The organism is Pasteurella canis (genome assembly GCF_900454865.1).
Classification (GTDB): domain Bacteria; phylum Pseudomonadota; class Gammaproteobacteria; order Enterobacterales; family Pasteurellaceae; genus Pasteurella; species Pasteurella canis.
Window position 1 is genome coordinate 1,147,646 of the sequence record NZ_UGTV01000015.1, and the last position, 16,148, is coordinate 1,163,793.

The 16,148-nt window shown below is 36.6% G+C and carries 19 protein-coding genes; 11 read left to right on the forward strand and 8 right to left on the reverse strand.

Translation table 11 applies throughout. The annotated features are described in order from the left end of the window. Nucleotides 1-20: 20 nt before the first annotated feature. The gene (dsbC, locus tag DYE19_RS05980; protein WP_049216080.1) at nucleotides 21-707 is read right to left on the reverse strand and encodes a bifunctional protein-disulfide isomerase/oxidoreductase DsbC; all 687 of its coding nucleotides are present in this window, start codon (nucleotides 705-707) and stop codon (nucleotides 21-23) included. A gap of 159 nt (nucleotides 708-866) precedes the next feature. Between dsbC and prfB the strand changes: the two genes are divergently transcribed. The 9 genes from prfB to rnb all read left to right on the forward strand — a co-directional run bounded on the left by prfB (nucleotide 867) and on the right by rnb (nucleotide 10,048). Then, a protein-coding gene (gene prfB / locus DYE19_RS05985; RefSeq protein WP_115322959.1) for a peptide chain release factor 2 occupies nucleotides 867-1,965 on the forward strand; the annotation gives its coding sequence in 2 pieces (ribosomal slippage) (nucleotides 867-941 and nucleotides 943-1,965; 1,098 coding nt in all). 85 nt (nucleotides 1,966-2,050) lie between these two features. Beyond that, the gene (gene lysS / locus DYE19_RS05990; RefSeq protein ID WP_049216083.1) at nucleotides 2,051-3,556 is read left to right on the forward strand and encodes a lysine--tRNA ligase; all 1,506 of its coding nucleotides are present in this window, start codon (nucleotides 2,051-2,053) and stop codon (nucleotides 3,554-3,556) included. A gap of 48 nt (nucleotides 3,557-3,604) precedes the next feature. Then, nucleotides 3,605-4,276, forward strand: coding sequence for an acylneuraminate cytidylyltransferase family protein (locus DYE19_RS05995; RefSeq protein WP_115322960.1), 672 nt, complete (start codon nucleotides 3,605-3,607; stop codon nucleotides 4,274-4,276). A gap of 141 nt (nucleotides 4,277-4,417) precedes the next feature. Continuing rightward, nucleotides 4,418-5,092, forward strand: coding sequence for a 7-cyano-7-deazaguanine synthase QueC (gene queC, locus DYE19_RS06000; RefSeq protein WP_115322961.1), 675 nt, complete (start codon nucleotides 4,418-4,420; stop codon nucleotides 5,090-5,092). A gap of 3 nt (nucleotides 5,093-5,095) precedes the next feature. Beyond that, entirely contained in the window at nucleotides 5,096-5,521 is a 426-nt protein-coding gene (gene queD / locus DYE19_RS06005) for a 6-carboxytetrahydropterin synthase QueD (protein ID WP_115322962.1), read from the forward strand. An 8-nt stretch (nucleotides 5,522-5,529) separates the two neighbouring features. Then, nucleotides 5,530-6,159: a 7-carboxy-7-deazaguanine synthase QueE gene (locus DYE19_RS06010; RefSeq protein WP_115322963.1), complete on the forward strand. Its 630-nt coding sequence runs from the start codon at nucleotides 5,530-5,532 to the stop codon at nucleotides 6,157-6,159. A gap of 229 nt (nucleotides 6,160-6,388) precedes the next feature. Next, nucleotides 6,389-7,144, forward strand: a complete 756-nt coding sequence (locus tag DYE19_RS06015) for a Nif3-like dinuclear metal center hexameric protein (RefSeq protein ID WP_115322964.1) — start codon at nucleotides 6,389-6,391, stop codon at nucleotides 7,142-7,144. A 77-nt stretch (nucleotides 7,145-7,221) separates the two neighbouring features. After that, nucleotides 7,222-8,004 (forward strand): enoyl-ACP reductase FabI, encoded by a 783-nt coding sequence (gene fabI, locus DYE19_RS06020; RefSeq protein WP_049216094.1) that lies wholly within the window; start codon nucleotides 7,222-7,224, stop codon nucleotides 8,002-8,004. A 67-nt stretch (nucleotides 8,005-8,071) separates the two neighbouring features. After that, complete coding sequence (rnb, locus tag DYE19_RS06025; RefSeq protein WP_115322965.1) at nucleotides 8,072-10,048, forward strand: exoribonuclease II; 1,977 nt, start codon at nucleotides 8,072-8,074, stop codon at nucleotides 10,046-10,048. Between the two features lie 53 nt (nucleotides 10,049-10,101). On the opposite strand, the gene murA is transcribed toward rnb, so the two are convergent. The 7 genes from murA to mlaF are packed head-to-tail and all read right to left on the reverse strand — an operon-like array spanning nucleotide 10,102 to nucleotide 14,825. After that, a complete protein-coding gene (gene murA, locus DYE19_RS06030; RefSeq protein WP_115322966.1) occupies nucleotides 10,102-11,379 on the reverse strand; it encodes a UDP-N-acetylglucosamine 1-carboxyvinyltransferase in 1,278 nt (425 codons plus the stop codon). 21 nt (nucleotides 11,380-11,400) lie between these two features. Next, complete coding sequence (locus DYE19_RS06035; RefSeq protein ID WP_115322967.1) at nucleotides 11,401-11,658, reverse strand: BolA family protein; 258 nt, start codon at nucleotides 11,656-11,658, stop codon at nucleotides 11,401-11,403. Nucleotides 11,659-11,661: 3 nt separating this feature from the next. Further along, nucleotides 11,662-12,018, reverse strand: a complete 357-nt coding sequence (locus tag DYE19_RS06040; RefSeq protein WP_049216102.1) for an STAS domain-containing protein — start codon at nucleotides 12,016-12,018, stop codon at nucleotides 11,662-11,664. Between the two features lie 4 nt (nucleotides 12,019-12,022). Then, nucleotides 12,023-12,661 carry a phospholipid-binding protein MlaC gene (mlaC, locus tag DYE19_RS06045; RefSeq protein WP_115322968.1) on the reverse strand — a complete coding sequence of 213 codons (639 nt, stop codon included), beginning with the start codon at nucleotides 12,659-12,661 and terminating at the stop codon, nucleotides 12,023-12,025. Nucleotides 12,662-12,704: 43 nt separating this feature from the next. Then, a complete protein-coding gene (gene mlaD / locus DYE19_RS06050; protein WP_049216105.1) occupies nucleotides 12,705-13,211 on the reverse strand; it encodes an outer membrane lipid asymmetry maintenance protein MlaD in 507 nt (168 codons plus the stop codon). A gap of 40 nt (nucleotides 13,212-13,251) precedes the next feature. Further along, nucleotides 13,252-14,034, reverse strand: coding sequence for a lipid asymmetry maintenance ABC transporter permease subunit MlaE (gene mlaE, locus DYE19_RS06055; RefSeq protein WP_115322969.1), 783 nt, complete (start codon nucleotides 14,032-14,034; stop codon nucleotides 13,252-13,254). Beyond that, complete coding sequence (mlaF, locus tag DYE19_RS06060) at nucleotides 14,031-14,825, reverse strand: phospholipid ABC transporter ATP-binding protein MlaF (protein WP_115322970.1); 795 nt, start codon at nucleotides 14,823-14,825, stop codon at nucleotides 14,031-14,033. Before mlaF ends, mlaE begins: the two co-directional genes overlap by 4 nt. 235 nt (nucleotides 14,826-15,060) lie before the next feature. Between mlaF and lptC the strand changes: the two genes are divergently transcribed. Then, nucleotides 15,061-15,648, forward strand: a complete 588-nt coding sequence (gene lptC / locus DYE19_RS06065) for an LPS export ABC transporter periplasmic protein LptC (protein ID WP_049216111.1) — start codon at nucleotides 15,061-15,063, stop codon at nucleotides 15,646-15,648. After that, entirely contained in the window at nucleotides 15,629-16,147 is a 519-nt protein-coding gene (gene lptA / locus DYE19_RS06070) for a lipopolysaccharide transport periplasmic protein LptA (protein ID WP_049216113.1), read from the forward strand. The genes lptC and lptA overlap by 20 nt, the downstream gene beginning before the upstream one ends. The last annotated feature ends 1 nt before the right edge of the window (nucleotide 16,148 follow it).

Here is a 16,148-nt window from a genome sequence, read left to right on the forward strand (position 1 = left end):
CTTTAATTGGTATACGTCATTTATTGACGATTTAATTCTGCAAGTAGTGCTTTGGGCTCTAAATACCCACCGATTAACTCACCAGTTGAAGTAATAATAGAAGGTGTACCATTTACACCAAATTGAAGACCTAATTGATAATGTTTCTTCACGATCTCTGGTATTTTTAACTCTTTTGGTAAATTACCTTTTTCAGCTTCATTTAAAGCAAATTGTGGATCCTTAGCAGCAAAAATCGCCTCCATTTGACGAGCAACTTTTGAGTTCACTCCGGCACGAGGAAAAGCCAAATAACGTACAGTAATTCCTAACTCATTGTACTCTTTAATCTTTTCATGTAGCACTTTACAGTAATGACAACTAATATCCATAAAGACGGTCACAACATGTTTTTCATTTTTAGCAGGATAAACGATCATTTCTTTATTTAATTGATTCAATTTCTCTAACAAAAGTTTCCCTGCAACATCAGTCAAACCATTTTCACTAAGTTCATATAATTTCCCATCTAAAACGTATTTTGCATCATCTGTAATATAAAAAATACCTTGTTCAGTGATTGCGGTTTTTAAGCCATTAACAGGTGAATCTTTTAATTCAATATTCTTGACTCCCATATTATTCAGCCGTTCTGAAATAGCTTGTGTCGAGGCTAAAAGCTGTGCTGATAATGTCAATCCTATAAGTGTAGTCAAAAATCTTTTCATTTTTTATTCCTATTAATAATCACATCAATATCCAAAAACTAAAGTTAAGGATTATAAAGGGATTCCATATTTGTGCAAGCAAAGAAGCTAAAATTGCCTACCATATAACCCTAAAATAGCGTATAATTAATACTTAATTTTCACTATAAAACTTGCAGTATGTTTGAAATTAATCCGATAAAAAATAAAATCTCAGACCTTGCTGAGCGCACACAAGTGCTTAGGGGGTATCTTTGACTTTGATACTAAAGTTGAACGTCTAGAAGAAGTTAATGCTGAACTTGAACAACCTGATGTCTGGAATGAGCCAGAAAAAGCACAAACTTTAGGTAAAGAACGTGTTGCCCTTGAAACAATCGTAAATACAGTTAAAGCTTTAGAACAAGGCTTAGAAGATGTTGAAGGTTTACTCGAACTTGCGATTGAAGCTGAAGACGAAGACACCTTCCATGAAGCAAATTCAGAGCTTGAAGATCTAGAAGAGCAATTAGCAAAATTAGAATTTCGCCGTATGTTCAGTGGTCAACACGATGCAGCAGATTGCTATGTCGATCTTCAAGCAGGTTCTGGTGGGACTGAAGCACAAGACTGGACTGAAATGCTATTAAGAATGTACCTACGTTGGGCAGAAAGCAAAGGCTTTAAAACAGAGTTGATGGAAGTTTCCGATGGCGATGTTGCTGGAATTAAATCAGCTACAATTAGAATTTCTGGTGAATATGCCTTTGGTTGGCTACGTACTGAAACAGGAATTCACCGCTTAGTACGTAAAAGCCCATTTGACTCAAACAACCGACGCCATACTTCTTTTAGTGCTGCTTTTGTCTATCCAGAAATTGATGATGATATTGATATAGAAATTAATCCTGCAGACTTACGCATTGATGTATATCGTGCTTCTGGTGCTGGAGGTCAGCATGTTAACAAAACAGAAAGTGCAGTACGAATTACCCATATGCCAAGTGGTATCGTTGTACAATGTCAAAATGATCGCTCTCAACATAAAAACAAAGATCAATGTATGAAACAGTTGAAAGCGAAGCTCTATGAAATGGAGTTACAGAAAAAAAATGCAGATAAACAAGCGATGGAAGATAATAAGTCTGATATTGGTTGGGGAAGCCAAATTCGCTCTTACGTACTTGATGATTCGCGCATTAAAGACTTACGTACAGGAATAGAAAATCGAAATACTCAAGCCGTCCTTGATGGTGATTTAGATCGCTTTATCGAAGCTAGCTTAAAGGCAGGACTATAATTCCAAAAAGTATAGTCAAAGCTTAGTAGAAATTGACTGTACTTTGTTCCTCTCCCTAAAATTAATGTAAATTTAAAGGAAAAATATGTCAGAACAAACTCAAGAACTCGATCTTAATGGCGAAATGTTAGTTCGTCGTGAAAAATTAGCCGCATTACGTGCAAAAGGTAATCCGTTTCCAAATACTTTCCGTCGTGATGCATTAGCTGCTGACTTACATACCCAATATGATGCGATTGAAGGCGAAGCATTAAAAGCACAAGAAGTCGAAGTAAAAGTTGCTGGTCGTATTATGACTCGTCGCACAATGGGTAAAGCTACTTTTATCACATTACAAGATATGTCTGGTCGTATCCAGCTTTATATCGCTCGTGATAACTTACCTGAAGGCGTTTATGCTGAAGATGTGGGAACATGGGATCTAGGCGATATTGTAGGTGTAAAAGGAACGCTATTCAAAACAAAGACCAATGAACTCACTGTACGCTGTACTGAAGTTGCTTTATTAACGAAAGCACTTCGCCCATTACCAGATAAGTTTCATGGTTTAAGTGATCAAGAAACACGCTATCGCCAACGCTATTTAGATTTGATTGCGAATGAAGATTCACGTCGTACTTTCATTATTCGTTCAAAAGTGATTGCAGGTATCCGTGATTATTTTATTTCCAAAGGCTTTATGGAAGTAGAAACACCAATGTTACAAATCATACCTGGTGGTGCTTCTGCGCGTCCATTTATCACTCACCACAATGCGTTAGATGTTGATATGTATTTACGTATCGCACCAGAGCTTTATTTAAAACGTTTAGTTGTTGGTGGTTTTGAGCGTGTATTTGAATTAAATCGTAACTTCCGTAATGAAGGTGTATCTGTTCGCCATAATCCTGAATTTACTATGCTCGAATACTACCAAGCCTATGCGGATTACCATGATTTAATGGATAACACAGAAGAACTCTTACGCAAACTAGCACTGGATATTTTGGGTACAACGATTGTTCCTTATGGTGAGCTGGAGTTTGATTTTGGTAAACCATTTGAACGTATCACAATGCATGATGCCGTACTTAAATATGGTGCAGATAAAGGTATTGTGAAAGAAGATTTATATGATTTTGATCGTGCTGTCGCTGTGGCCAAAAAATTAGGTATTGAAGTACAAAAATCTTGGGGTTTAGGTAGCCTTGTAAATGTCATTTTTGAAGAAGTAGCAGAACATCACTTAATTCAGCCAACATTCTTAATGGCTCATCCAGCGGAAATTTCACCATTAGCACGTCGTAATGATGAAAATCCTGAAGTTACTGATCGTTTTGAGTTATTTATTGGTGGTCGTGAAATCGGTAACGGTTTCTCAGAATTAAACGATGCCGAAGATCAAAATGAACGTTTCGATGCACAAGTTGCTGCAAAAGAAGCTGGTGATGATGAAGCTATGTTTAAAGATGAAGATTTTGTGACCGCACTTGAACACGGCTTACCACCAACAGCGGGTGAAGGCTTAGGGATTGACCGTTTAGCAATGCTCTTTGCTAATGCAGCTTCAATTCGTGATGTTATCCTCTTCCCAGCAATGAAACAGAAATAATGTCGTTTACTAAAAGGGCTCAAGCCCTTTTTTCAATAGGAGCACATGATGAAAAATATTGCTATTATCCCAGCCCGAGCAGGCTCAAAAGGGATTCCAGATAAAAATCTTCAACCTGTTGGAGGGCATTCTCTGATTGGACGTGCAATTTTAGCAGCTAAACAAGCTGACGTCTTTGACCAAATTGTAGTAACCTCAGATGGTGATAACATTTTGCGAGAAGCAGAAAAATATGGTGCAACAGCTATTAAACGCCCTGCTGAACTAGCTCAAGATAATTCTAGAACAATTGATGCAATTTTGCATGTGCTCGAAAAATTACAAGTGACTGAAGGGACTTGTACTTTACTACAACCAACTAGCCCGCTGCGCGATCATTTAGATATTAAAAATGCAATGGATATGTTTGTTAATGGTGGTGTAAATTCAGTAGTTTCTGCGTGTGAATGTGAACATCACCCATACAAAGCATTCACTTTAAGTAAAGAGCATGAGGTTTTACCTGTACGTGACATTGCTGATTTTGAGGCTGCACGCCAAACCTTACCAAAAATGTATCGTGCCAATGGCGCTATTTACATTAATGACATTGCACAACTACTCAAAGAAAAATATTTCTTTATCCCTCCACTGAAATTTTACTTAATGCCAACTTATCGTTCAGTAGATATTGATGTGAAACAGGATTTAGAACTAGCGGAAATTTTAGCGAACAAATAGCCGCACGTTACCGTGAGTGGGCATTGCTACTGCTCAATGCAGTGACAATCCCGCTTTTTTATTTTTACAGTGGTTCGTAAACCTCCCACTTGAACAATGGATATAACCAATCCTTGTTCGAAACAAAACTAGGAAAACAATATGAATATTACAAATCCAAATAACAACCGCAAAGCAGTTGTTATCTTTTCAGGTGGACAAGACTCCACCACCTGTCTGATTCAAGCCATTCAAGAATATGGTGTCGAAAATGTGGAGACTATCACCTTCCAATATGGACAACGCCACACTATTGAGCTAGAAAAAGCACAATGGATTGCACAAGATCTTGGTATTAAACAGACCCTAATTGACACCTCTGTCATCAAAGCCATCACGCAAAATGCCTTAATGGACGACAACGCAAAAATTGAGCAACAAGGTCATACGCCGAATACGTTTGTGGATGGTCGTAATGCATTATTTCTGCTTTATGCAGCCATCTATGCGAAAGGGCAAGGAATTCAAGACATTATCACTGGTGTCTGTGAAACCGATTTTAGTGGCTATCCCGATTGTCGAGATATTTTCATTAAGTCAATGAATGTCACACTCAATCTTGCGATGGATTATCAATTTAATCTTAAAACACCTTTAATGTATTTGACTAAAACACAAACATGGCAATTAGCCGATGAGCTTGGTGCATTGGATTATATTCGCCAACATACGCATACTTGTTACATCGGTGTTGAACAAGGCTGTGGTGAATGTCCAAGCTGTATATTACGTGAAAAAGGTCTACAAGAATATCTATCAATGAAAAGTGCGGTCTAAATTGTGTTTAAAATTGTAAAAGAGTTTAGCTTTGACATGGCACATATGCTTGATGGTCATGATGGGAAATGTAAAAATTTACATGGGCATACTTATAAGTTACAAGTAGAACTTTGTGGTGATTTACATCAAAGTGGTCCCAAAAGAGGTATGGTAATTGATTTTTCAGATTTAAAATCTATTGTCAAACAACATATTTTAGATCCAATGGATCATGCTTTTATTTATGATTCTCATAGTGAAAAAGAAACAAAAGTTGCTGCTTTACTACAATCTTTAGATTCTAAAACCTTTGCTTTAACCACTCGTACTACTGCCGAGGAAATGGCTCGTTTTATTTTCAACTGTTTAAAATATGAAGCACATTTGCCTATTTCTGCGATTCGTCTTTGGGAAACACCAACTTCATTTTGTGAATACGAGGAGTAAGAAACATAATGCAAGGTCAACGTGTTTTACAACAGAAATATAACATTGTTGAAATATTTGAAAGTTTACAAGGAGAAGGCTTTAATACAGGGATGCCAAGTATATTTATACGCTTTGGAAAATGTAATTTAGCCTGCCCGTGGTGTGATACTCATTATAATCAGTATAGTACTTGGACACTTTCACAGATTCTCAATAAAGTGCGGTCATTTTCTAGTAAAAATATCATTATCACAGGTGGTGAGCCGACTATTGTACCTAAACTTGATGTATTACTCGATCATTTAAAAGCCAATGGTTATTTTCTCGCAATTGAAACAAATGGTTTAAAAACAATCCCTAGGCAAATTGACTATATTGCTACAAGTCCAAAGCGGTTATATCAGTATAAATATCAGCAACAATGCATTCCGTTTGCCCATGAAGTGCGCATTGTTGCAGATGAAAATGTATTAGATTTTTGTCAGCAAATCGAGCAACAAATCAAAGCTGAGCGTTATTATCTATCGCCTTGTGAAGTAAATAGTGAAATGAATTTGCTCGACACTATTACACAATTAGGAATTTTAAACCAACGAGTTAATAAGCCGAAATGGCAATTGAGCATACAAGTACACAAATTAGTAGGAATTGAATAAAAGGTTATTTATCACCTTTTTCATTTTTTCTTACATATCACTTGATCATTGTATAATAAAATATATAATGAATTTGTTTTTATTTAAGCAGTAAAACGGCTCGGCTAATGTGAACACTCCCCCATAATCTTGAAAAAGATTTTCACATTAGCCATTTTTTTCTTCTTATTCCAGATCAAATCCTTTACCATTGCCTCATTCTTTTATCACTATAGGATAATTAACAGGCATGAATCATATTGAACTTGAACACATTTTAAATCAAAAATTAAATAGCCAAAGCATTTCGGACTACGCCCCTAATGGCCTACAGATAGAAGGAAAAAAAGATGTAAATAAGATCATCACAGGTGTCACAGCCAGTCAAGCGCTAATCGATTATGCCGTATCTCAGCAAGCTGATGCGATTTTAGTCCATCATGGCTATTTTTGGAAAAATGAAAATCCCTGTATTCGCGGTATGAAAAACAAACGCATTAAAACGTTATTAATGAATGATATCAATTTATATAGCTACCATTTGCCTTTAGATATTCACTCAGAATTGGGCAATAATACCCGTCTTGCTAGCCTATTAGGTATTAAAAACTTACAGCCGTTAGAACAAGGCTCTATGAGCATCCCTGTTTATGGTACATTAACCACACCATTAACAAGTGAAGAATTTGCAATGCGTATTGAACAAACTCTTCATCGCAAGCCACTTGTTTGTAGCGAAAACGCACCGCACTTAATTCATACTGTTGGGATCTGTACTGGTGGAGGTCAAAGCTATATTGATTTAGCAGCTAATCAAGGGGTTGATGCTTTTATTACTGGTGAAGTTTCTGAACAAACGATTCATTCAGCTCGTGAGCAAGGCATTCATTTTTTCTCTGCTGGTCATCATGCCACTGAACGCTATGGCATCCAAGCTTTAGGGGAATGGATTGCAGAAAATTATGGATTAACGGTTGAGTTTAAAGACATTGATAATCCAGCTTAAAGGAAGTCAGCTTTGTATTTATCCCTATTTTCCCTTATACTAACCACAATTTTTTAACATATGAAAAGGTATTGATTATGGGCTTTTTAACAAATAAACGTATTTTAATTGCAGGTGTTGCAAGTAATCGCTCTATCGCTTACGGCATTGCACAAGCGATGAAACGTGAAGGTGCAGAACTCGCTTTTACTTATCAAAATGATAAATTAAAAGGTCGTGTAGAAGAATTTGCAAAAGAATTAGGCTCAGAGATTGTTATCCCTTGTGACGTAGGTACAGATGAAAGTATTGAGCAATGTTTTACAGAGTTAGCAAAACACTGGGATAAATTTGATGGATTCGTACATTCAATTGCATTCGCACCAGCAGACCAATTAGATGGTGATTATGTTGATTCAGTTAATCGTGAGGGTTTCCGTATCGCCCATGATGTGAGTTCTTATAGTTTCGTTGCAATGGCAAAAGCAGCTCGCAGTATGTTAAATCCAAACTCAGCACTATTAACCCTTTCATACCTAGGTGCAGAACGCGCAATTCCAAACTACAATGTGATGGGTCTAGCAAAAGCCTCATTGGAAGCTAATACTCGTTTTATGGCAGCCTCTTTAGGAAAAGAAGGTATTCGTGTTAATGCAATTTCAGCAGGCCCAATCCGTACACTTGCTGCATCTGGCATTAAAAATTTCAAAAAAATGCTAGCCAATTTTGAACAAACAGCCCCTTTACGTCGAACAGTAACAATTGAAGACGTGGGCAACTCGGCTGCATTCTTATGTTCAGATCTAGCCGCAGGTGTCACAGGTGAAGTATTACACGTTGATGCAGGCTTCAGTATTGTAGCTATGGGTGAACTTGAATAAGTTTTTATTATTATTTCTAAGCGGACAGTCTTGTCCGCTTTTTTTGACGTTTAATGGATATTTCTGAATGTTCCAAAATAATCCCCTCCTTTCCCAATTAAAACAACAAATCCGAGACAGTAAACTACAAGTTGAAGGTATAGTTAAAGGTTCTGATAAAGCATTTGGTTTTCTTGAGTGTGATAAAAAAAGCTATTTCATCCCACCAGCCGCAATGAAAAAAGTCATGCATGGTGACAAAATTAAGGCGTTAATTGAAGTAATTGGTGATAAAGAACAAGCTGAACCAGACCAATTACTCGAACCTATGTTAACTCGCTTTGTTGGGCGTGTTCATTTTAATAAAGATCAAAAATTACAAATCCTAGTCGATCATCCACAAATAAATCACCCGATTGCTGCAAGCCCAACTAAATTAGTACAAGAAGAATTACAAGAAGGAGATTGGGTCGTTGCCCATCTTAAGAACCATCCATTACGGGATAATCGTTTCTTTTTTGCTCAAATTAATGAGTTTATCTGTAAAAGTGATGATGAATTTGCCCCTTGGTGGGTCACTCTAGCACGCCATCAACAATCACGTTATCCAGTAAAGGGTTTAGCGCATTACGAAATGTTAGATCAGCAAACTCGTGAAGATCTAACCGCACTTTATTTTGTGACTATTGATTCAGAAAGCACAAAAGATATGGATGATGCACTCTATATCGAACCTATTTTAACTAGTGAAGTTCAAACTGGTTGGAGATTAGTTGTTGCTATCGCCGATCCAACTGCCTATATTCCACAAGACTCACAAATTGATAAAGATGCAAAACAACGTTGTTTTACTAATTATCTACCTGGTTTTAACATCCCAATGTTACCACGTGAACTGTCTGATGAACTCTGTTCTTTAGTAAAAGACGAAATTCGCCCTGCACTTGTTTGCTATATTGACACAGATTTAGCAGGAAACATTGTAGGTAACCCTCGCTTTGTATCTGCCTATGTACAATCTAAAGCTAAACTAGCTTATAATTTAGTCTCTGACTACCTAGAACAAAAGCTAAATGCATGGCAACCAGAAAATACAGAAACAGCCCAACAAATTCATTGGCTTTTCCAATTTACGCAAGCGCGTATTGAGTGGCGCAAAAAGCACTCTTTATTATTTAAAGAAAAACCTGATTATTCATTCATCCTCAGTGAAGATGGTAAAGTAAAAGACATAAAGGCTGAATACCGTCGTACGGCAAATCAAATTGTAGAAGAGGCGATGATCGTAGCAAATATTTGTGCTGCACATTATTTAGATGAGCAAGCCCAAGGAGGTATTTTTAATACTCATAGCGGATTTGATAAAAAATGGTTAGTGTCTGCCAGCCAATTTTTATTAACTCATCTCACTAATGAAGAAAACCTAGCTGAATTAAGTCAACGTTATTCAGTGGATACCTTATCAACATTAACTGGTTATCGCCAAATGCGTCATGATCTTGAAAAAATAAACAACGATTATGTTGAATTCCGTTTACGTCGTTTCCTTACTTTTGCTGAATTTAAATCTGAACTCGCACCGCACTTTGGCTTAGGTCTATCTGGCTATGCCACTTGGACATCACCCATCCGTAAGTACTCAGATATTATTAACCATCGCCTCATTAAAGCAACGTTAACTAATCAATCTTGTGAAAAGCCACAAGAGGATATATTAACCCGCCTACAAGAAGCTCGCCGCCAAAATAGACTCGTCGAACGCGATATTGCAGACTGGCTATACTGTCGTTATTTAGCTGAAAAAGTAGAAGAAAACGTTATTTTTAATGCTGAAGTACAGGACATCACTCGGGCTGGTTTACGTGTACAGCTTCTTGAAAACGGTGCTTCAGTCTTTGTTCCAGCATCAACCTTACATAATAACAAAGATGAAATACAAGCAAACACTGATGATATTGCTTTTTATATCAACGGCGAACTTATTTATAAACTTGGTGATATAATTCAAGTAAAATTAACAGATGTGAAAGAAGCAACTCGCAGTATTATCGGAATAGTAAACTAATAGAGATAAAAAAGGGAAACAATTGTTTCCCTTTTTTATCACAATAAATCAAGTTAGCATTCTTCGTTCTCACTGGAAAAGCGTTCAATTCTTGCACCTAGACCACGTAACTTTTCTTCAATACGTTCATAACCACGGTCAATATGATAAATACGATCGACAATAGTTTCACCTGTTGCTATGCAACCTGCCAATACAAGACTAATTGATGCACGTAAATCTGTTGCCATCACTTCCGCACCAGAAAGATGATCAACGCCATGGCAAATTGCAGTATTTCCTTCGATTTCAGCTTTTCCACCCATACGGATTAACTCAGGAATATGCATAAAACGATTTTCAAAAATAGTTTCAGTGATAATACTCGTACCAGAAGCAACCATATTTAGCAAAGTAAATTGTGCTTGCATATCTGTTGGAAAACCAGGATATGGTGCAGTACGAATATTGACTGCACGAGGACGATTACCTAGCATATCTAAAGTAATACTGTTTTCTGTCACATCAACTTGTGCTCCTGCTTCACGTAATTTATCAATTACAGCATCAAGTGTATCTGCTTTCGTATTATGGCATTCAATGCGACCGCCAGAAATTGCTGCGGCAACAAGGAAGGTTCCTGTTTCAATACGATCTGGCACGATACTATGTTCACAGCCAGTTAAATGATCAACACCTTCGACGATAATCGTATCTGTCCCAGCACCTGAAATTTTCGCGCCCATTTTATTTAAAAATATGGCTGTATCAGTAATCTCAGGTTCACGGGCAGCGTTTTCAATCGTTGTTTTACCTTTAGCTAAGGTTGCAGCCATCATAATAGACAAAGTGGCACCGACACTCACTTTTTCTACAACAATACGCGTACCAACCAAACGATGATCTACAAATGCTTTAACATAACCATCTTCTAATGCAATTCGCGCACCTAAACGCTCTAATCCACTAATATGTAAATCAACGGGACGAGCACCAATTGAACATCCTCCTGGTAATGACACTTGTCCTTGATTAAAACGCGCAACTAATGGCGCTAATGCCCAAATAGAGGCTCGCATCGTTTTAACGAGCTCATATGGCGCAATAAAATGATCGATTTTTGATGCATCTAAATGCACCGCACCATGTTCATCACGTTCAACAACAACACCTAATTTACGTAAAATTTTTAATGTTGTTTCAATATCTTTTAACTCTGGTACATTAGTTAATGTAACTGGCTCTTCCGACAAAATAGCGGCAAATAAAATCGGTAACGCTGCATTTTTTGCACCAGAAATATTAACCGATCCTTTTAAACGAGATTGCCCGTAAACACGAAATTTTTGCATAAGAATGTCCCACAACTTACTTTAAGAAAGTTGATTAAATAAGCGATCACGCTTCCATTTTTCAACAGTATAGGTTTTAATTGTTAATGCATGAATTGCATTACTTGAAATATATTCCATTAATGGTGCGTAAATCAGTTGCTGTTGCTTCACTCTAGATAAACCTGCAAACTCATCACTCACAGCTATCACGCCATAATGAGCATTCTCACCTTGTACATATACTTCATCTAAGTTTAATGCTTCTTTTAAAATTCGTTCTATTTCTTGCGTTTCCATTAACTATTTTCCGTCGGATTGAACAAATGTTGCTATCCAAGCGGATAGCCCAAATAAATCTGCCAGAGTAAAAAATTGGCTTGGCACATTTTTCAAAATAATACGTTGCTCCCGTTTTACCGTCGTTTGGCAATATTGCAAAAAATCACACAACAATGCAAAGCCAGCAGAATCAATTCTATTCACCTGAGACAGATCCCAATAGATATATGACATGCTGAGTTTTTCTGCTGATAAAAAAGAAGCACGTTGCTCCCATAAAGGCAGCAACGTGTCACGAGATAACTCCCCAATTAATTGGAAAGCTATTTTATCATCATTTTTGTTTATTGCCCAAGTTAAACTTTTTAGTGCTTTCATTTACTTATTTACTTAATGTCACTGGTACTTTAGCTGCTTTTTCAACTTGGTCAGTTAGTGCATCTAAACCGCTTTTTGCAATTGTTGGTGCCCATTCTTTTTCTTTCGTTTCAACCATACTGACACCTTCAGCACTCATATCAAATACTTGCCATTTACCAGATTTGCTATTTTTGTACCAATAAAAAGTTAAATTAACGGGTGCCTGATTACCACTTTGAATCACTTTGACACGAATACTGGCTGTTTTATCTGCTGATTCTGTTTTTGGCTTTTCAATTTGTAATTTTTGGTCAGAATACAAGGTTAATACTTGTGCATAAGTCTGTTCAATATATTGTTCAAAGGCAACAAAGAACTTTTCCCTTTGCTCTGGTGTAGTCGCTTTAAAATTTTTACCTAGCACTTTTGAGCCCGCATATTTAACATGAACATAAGGCATCAGTTCAGTACGCACAATTGTTCTCAAATAATTAGGGTCTTGTTTAATTTTAGCTTGATTAGCTGTAATGTTTTTAAATAATTTATCTGATACTTCTACAGTTAAATCATAAGGCGTATCTGCTGCAAATACTTGGAGAGAAAAAAGTGCAGTTATAATTACCACCATTTTTGCCATCATACTTTTTAATACTGTTGACATAGTATTCTCCTATTTAACTTCTTAACAAATTTAAAATTCAGCACTATTGCTCACTTACTTCTGGGTTAGTACTCGTATCGTTTTTATTACGATCACCATATAAGAATTGTCCAACTAAGTCCTCTAACACTAATGCAGATTTTGTATCTACAACTCGCTCACCCTCTTTCCACATCGCAACTTCACCATCATCAAAACCAACACTTAATGCAATATATTGCTCACCTAATAAGCCTGATGTTTTAATTGATAAAGAACTTGTTTCTGGAATTTCATTATAACGTTCATCAATTGCAATTGTTACAATGGGTAAATAACTTTTCTCATCTAAAGTAATATCAGTCACACGACCAATAACAACCCCGCCCACTTTCAGTGGAGCACGGACTTTTAGTCCACCAATATTATCAAAAGTTGCATGAATTTTATAAGATTTAGTTTCACTAAATCCTTGTATATTCGCCACCTTTAAGCCTAAAAAGACTAATGCAGCAATACCTAATAATAAAAATAAACCAACCCAAAATTCATATATCCGCGTTTGTCGCATACTATTTCCTTTATATCCAACTAATTAAATCAAGCAATAATTAACTCGCACCAAACATTAATGCCGTTAATACAAAATCTAAACCCAATACGACTAATGAAGCATGTACAACCGTTCTAGTTGTGGCTTTACTAATTCCTTCTGAAGTTGGAATACAATCATAGCCATTAAATAATGCAATCCAAACAACAGCTATAGCAAAACAAACACTTTTAATAAAACCATTTAATAAATCATTTTCCCAAGTCACTGCGTTTTGCATAACAGACCAAAAACTACCTGCATCAACACCTTTCCAGTCTACGCCAACTAATGAGCCTCCCCAAATACCAATTGCAGTAAAAATTACAGCAAGAATTGGCATTGCTATCACACCAGCCCAAAAGCGCGGTGCAATAACACGACGAAGAGGATCAACTGCCATCATTTCTAAACTGGATAATTGTTCTGTTGCTTTCATCAAACCAATTTCAGCAGTTAAAGCAGATCCTGCTCTTCCTGCAAATAAAAGTGCGGTCACAACGGGACCTAATTCACGTAATAGCGAAAGCGCGACAAGTTGCCCTAAACTCGTTTCTGCGGAAAAATCCACTAAGACAACATAACCTTGTAGACCCAATACCATACCAATAAATAAACCTGATAGCATGATAATAAGTAAAGACTGGACGCCAAGCACATGCAGTTGTTTCACTAATAAAGGGAAATGCTTTCTGACTTGTGGCTTGCCGACTAGTGCCCCCCACAACATAAACCCTGCCCGCCCAGCTGCACGGCAAGCACTAATTGCGTTGTGCCCAAAATGAGAAATAAATTTGATCATTTAAATAGTTCCTCCACATAGTCTTGCGCAGGAAAATGAAAACGAACAGGTCCATCCGCCTCTCCATCTAAAAATTGGCGAACTTGGGGATCTTTACTTTGTAGCAATTGAGTTGAGGTCCCTTCTGCAATCACACGCTTATCAGCAATAATATAAGCATAATCAGCAATACTTAATACTTCTTGCACATCATGAGACACAACAATAGAAGTAAGTTGTAATGCTTCATTTAATCGTTTAATTAAACTTAAAATGACGCCCATACTAATCGGATCTTGGCCAGCAAAGGGCTCATCAAACATAATGAGTTCTGGATCAAGTGCAATTGCTCTCGCTAAAGCTGCACGTCTTGCCATCCCACCTGATAACTCGGAAGGCATTAAATCTGCTGCGCCACGCAAGCCTACAGCCTCAAGCTTCATCAAAACAATCTTACGAATCAATGACTCAGGAAGATGTGTATGTTCACGAATGGGGAATGCGACATTATCAAAAGTAGAAATATCAGTAAATAGTGCTCCTGACTGAAATAGCATCCCCATTTTTTGGCGAACTTGATATAGTTCTGAATTAGAAAGCTGACAGATATTTTGTCCATCAAACCAAATCTCACCTTTCTCTGGCTGTAGCTGACCACCAACTAACTTCAGTAATGTTGTTTTACCTATCCCAGAAGGCCCCATAATTGCAGTAATTTTTCCTTTTTCAAACTGCAAATTCAAATTGTCATAAATTGTGCGCTCGCCTCGTCTAAAAGTGAGATTTTTCACTTCGATTAAGGGATTATTCATAAAATCTCTTTACTAACTAGAATACGTCAAAATTAAAGGGGGATATTCTACCAATTCCCCTTGAATGTCAAATTTTCGTCGATGCAAAATATACGCTCTTTCGACTATTTATATATGAAAACGTTCATTAAGATAAAATTTTTTTGAAAACAAACCCAACATTGATTTGTTTTATAAAAATTATGCTATGATTAGAGGTTAATGATTAACCCTAGCTAAATTTAAAATACGTTTTATGAATATTCGTTGGAATATTGTTTTATCTGCTATTGCGCTTGTATTACTTGCTTGGTTTTATTCACTTAATCAAAGTGAAGACAATCTTAGTACACTAATAAAAAAGCCAGATAGCCCAGAATATACAGGTCAAAAAATGAGAACAACTGTATTTTCTCCAACTGGAAAAAAACAATATTTTGCTTCCGCTGAATCAATCTCACATTTTACAACATCGGGTAAAACACATTTTCAAATGCCTATGGTTTATTTATTTGATATTGATACATTAAATACTGATTCTGGCAACGATAAAGAAAGTTGGAAATTGAGTGCTAACAAAGCCGTTTTAACTAAAAACAATATGCTGTATTTAGAAGGGAATGTCATTGCAGAAAGTCTTTTTACCCATTCTCGTTTACAACGTGTTGAAACAGAAAGTGCCGTTGTTAATTTATCAACACAAGACATTACATCAGATACAACAGTGAAGATTTATGGACAAAACTTCCACTCAACAGGTTTAAAATTAAGTGGCAATTTGCATCAACAAATTGCGACATTAAAAGAGCAGGTAAATACATACTATGAAATCAACAAGCAATAAACTCATCTTTTTAGCCACATTACTCACTGTGACATTACCTGCTTTTGCGCTTAAAAATGACTCACAGCAGCCGATTAATATCGTATCTGATAATCAATCTTTAGATATGGATAATAGTATTGTGACATTTACTGACAATGTCGTCATTACCCAAGGCTCTATTTTAATTAAGGCAAATAAAGTTATTATTAAACGCCCAGCTGATAATTCAGGCAAAAAAGACACGATTGAGGCATTCGGGAATCCTGTTACATTTTTTCAAAAACTTGATGATGGGAAACCCGTTGAAGCGCAAGCCAATAAAGTCCACTACGATCTAAGTCATGAGTTTTTGACCTTAACTGGTAATGCACAATTGAAACAATTGGATAGTAAAATCCATAGCGATATGATTACTTATGATGTAAATAAACAACAATTAAAAGCAAATAGTACTGGTCATGCTCGTGTCAGAACTATTTTAATTCCAACACAATTAAATGATAAAAATAAGAAATAAG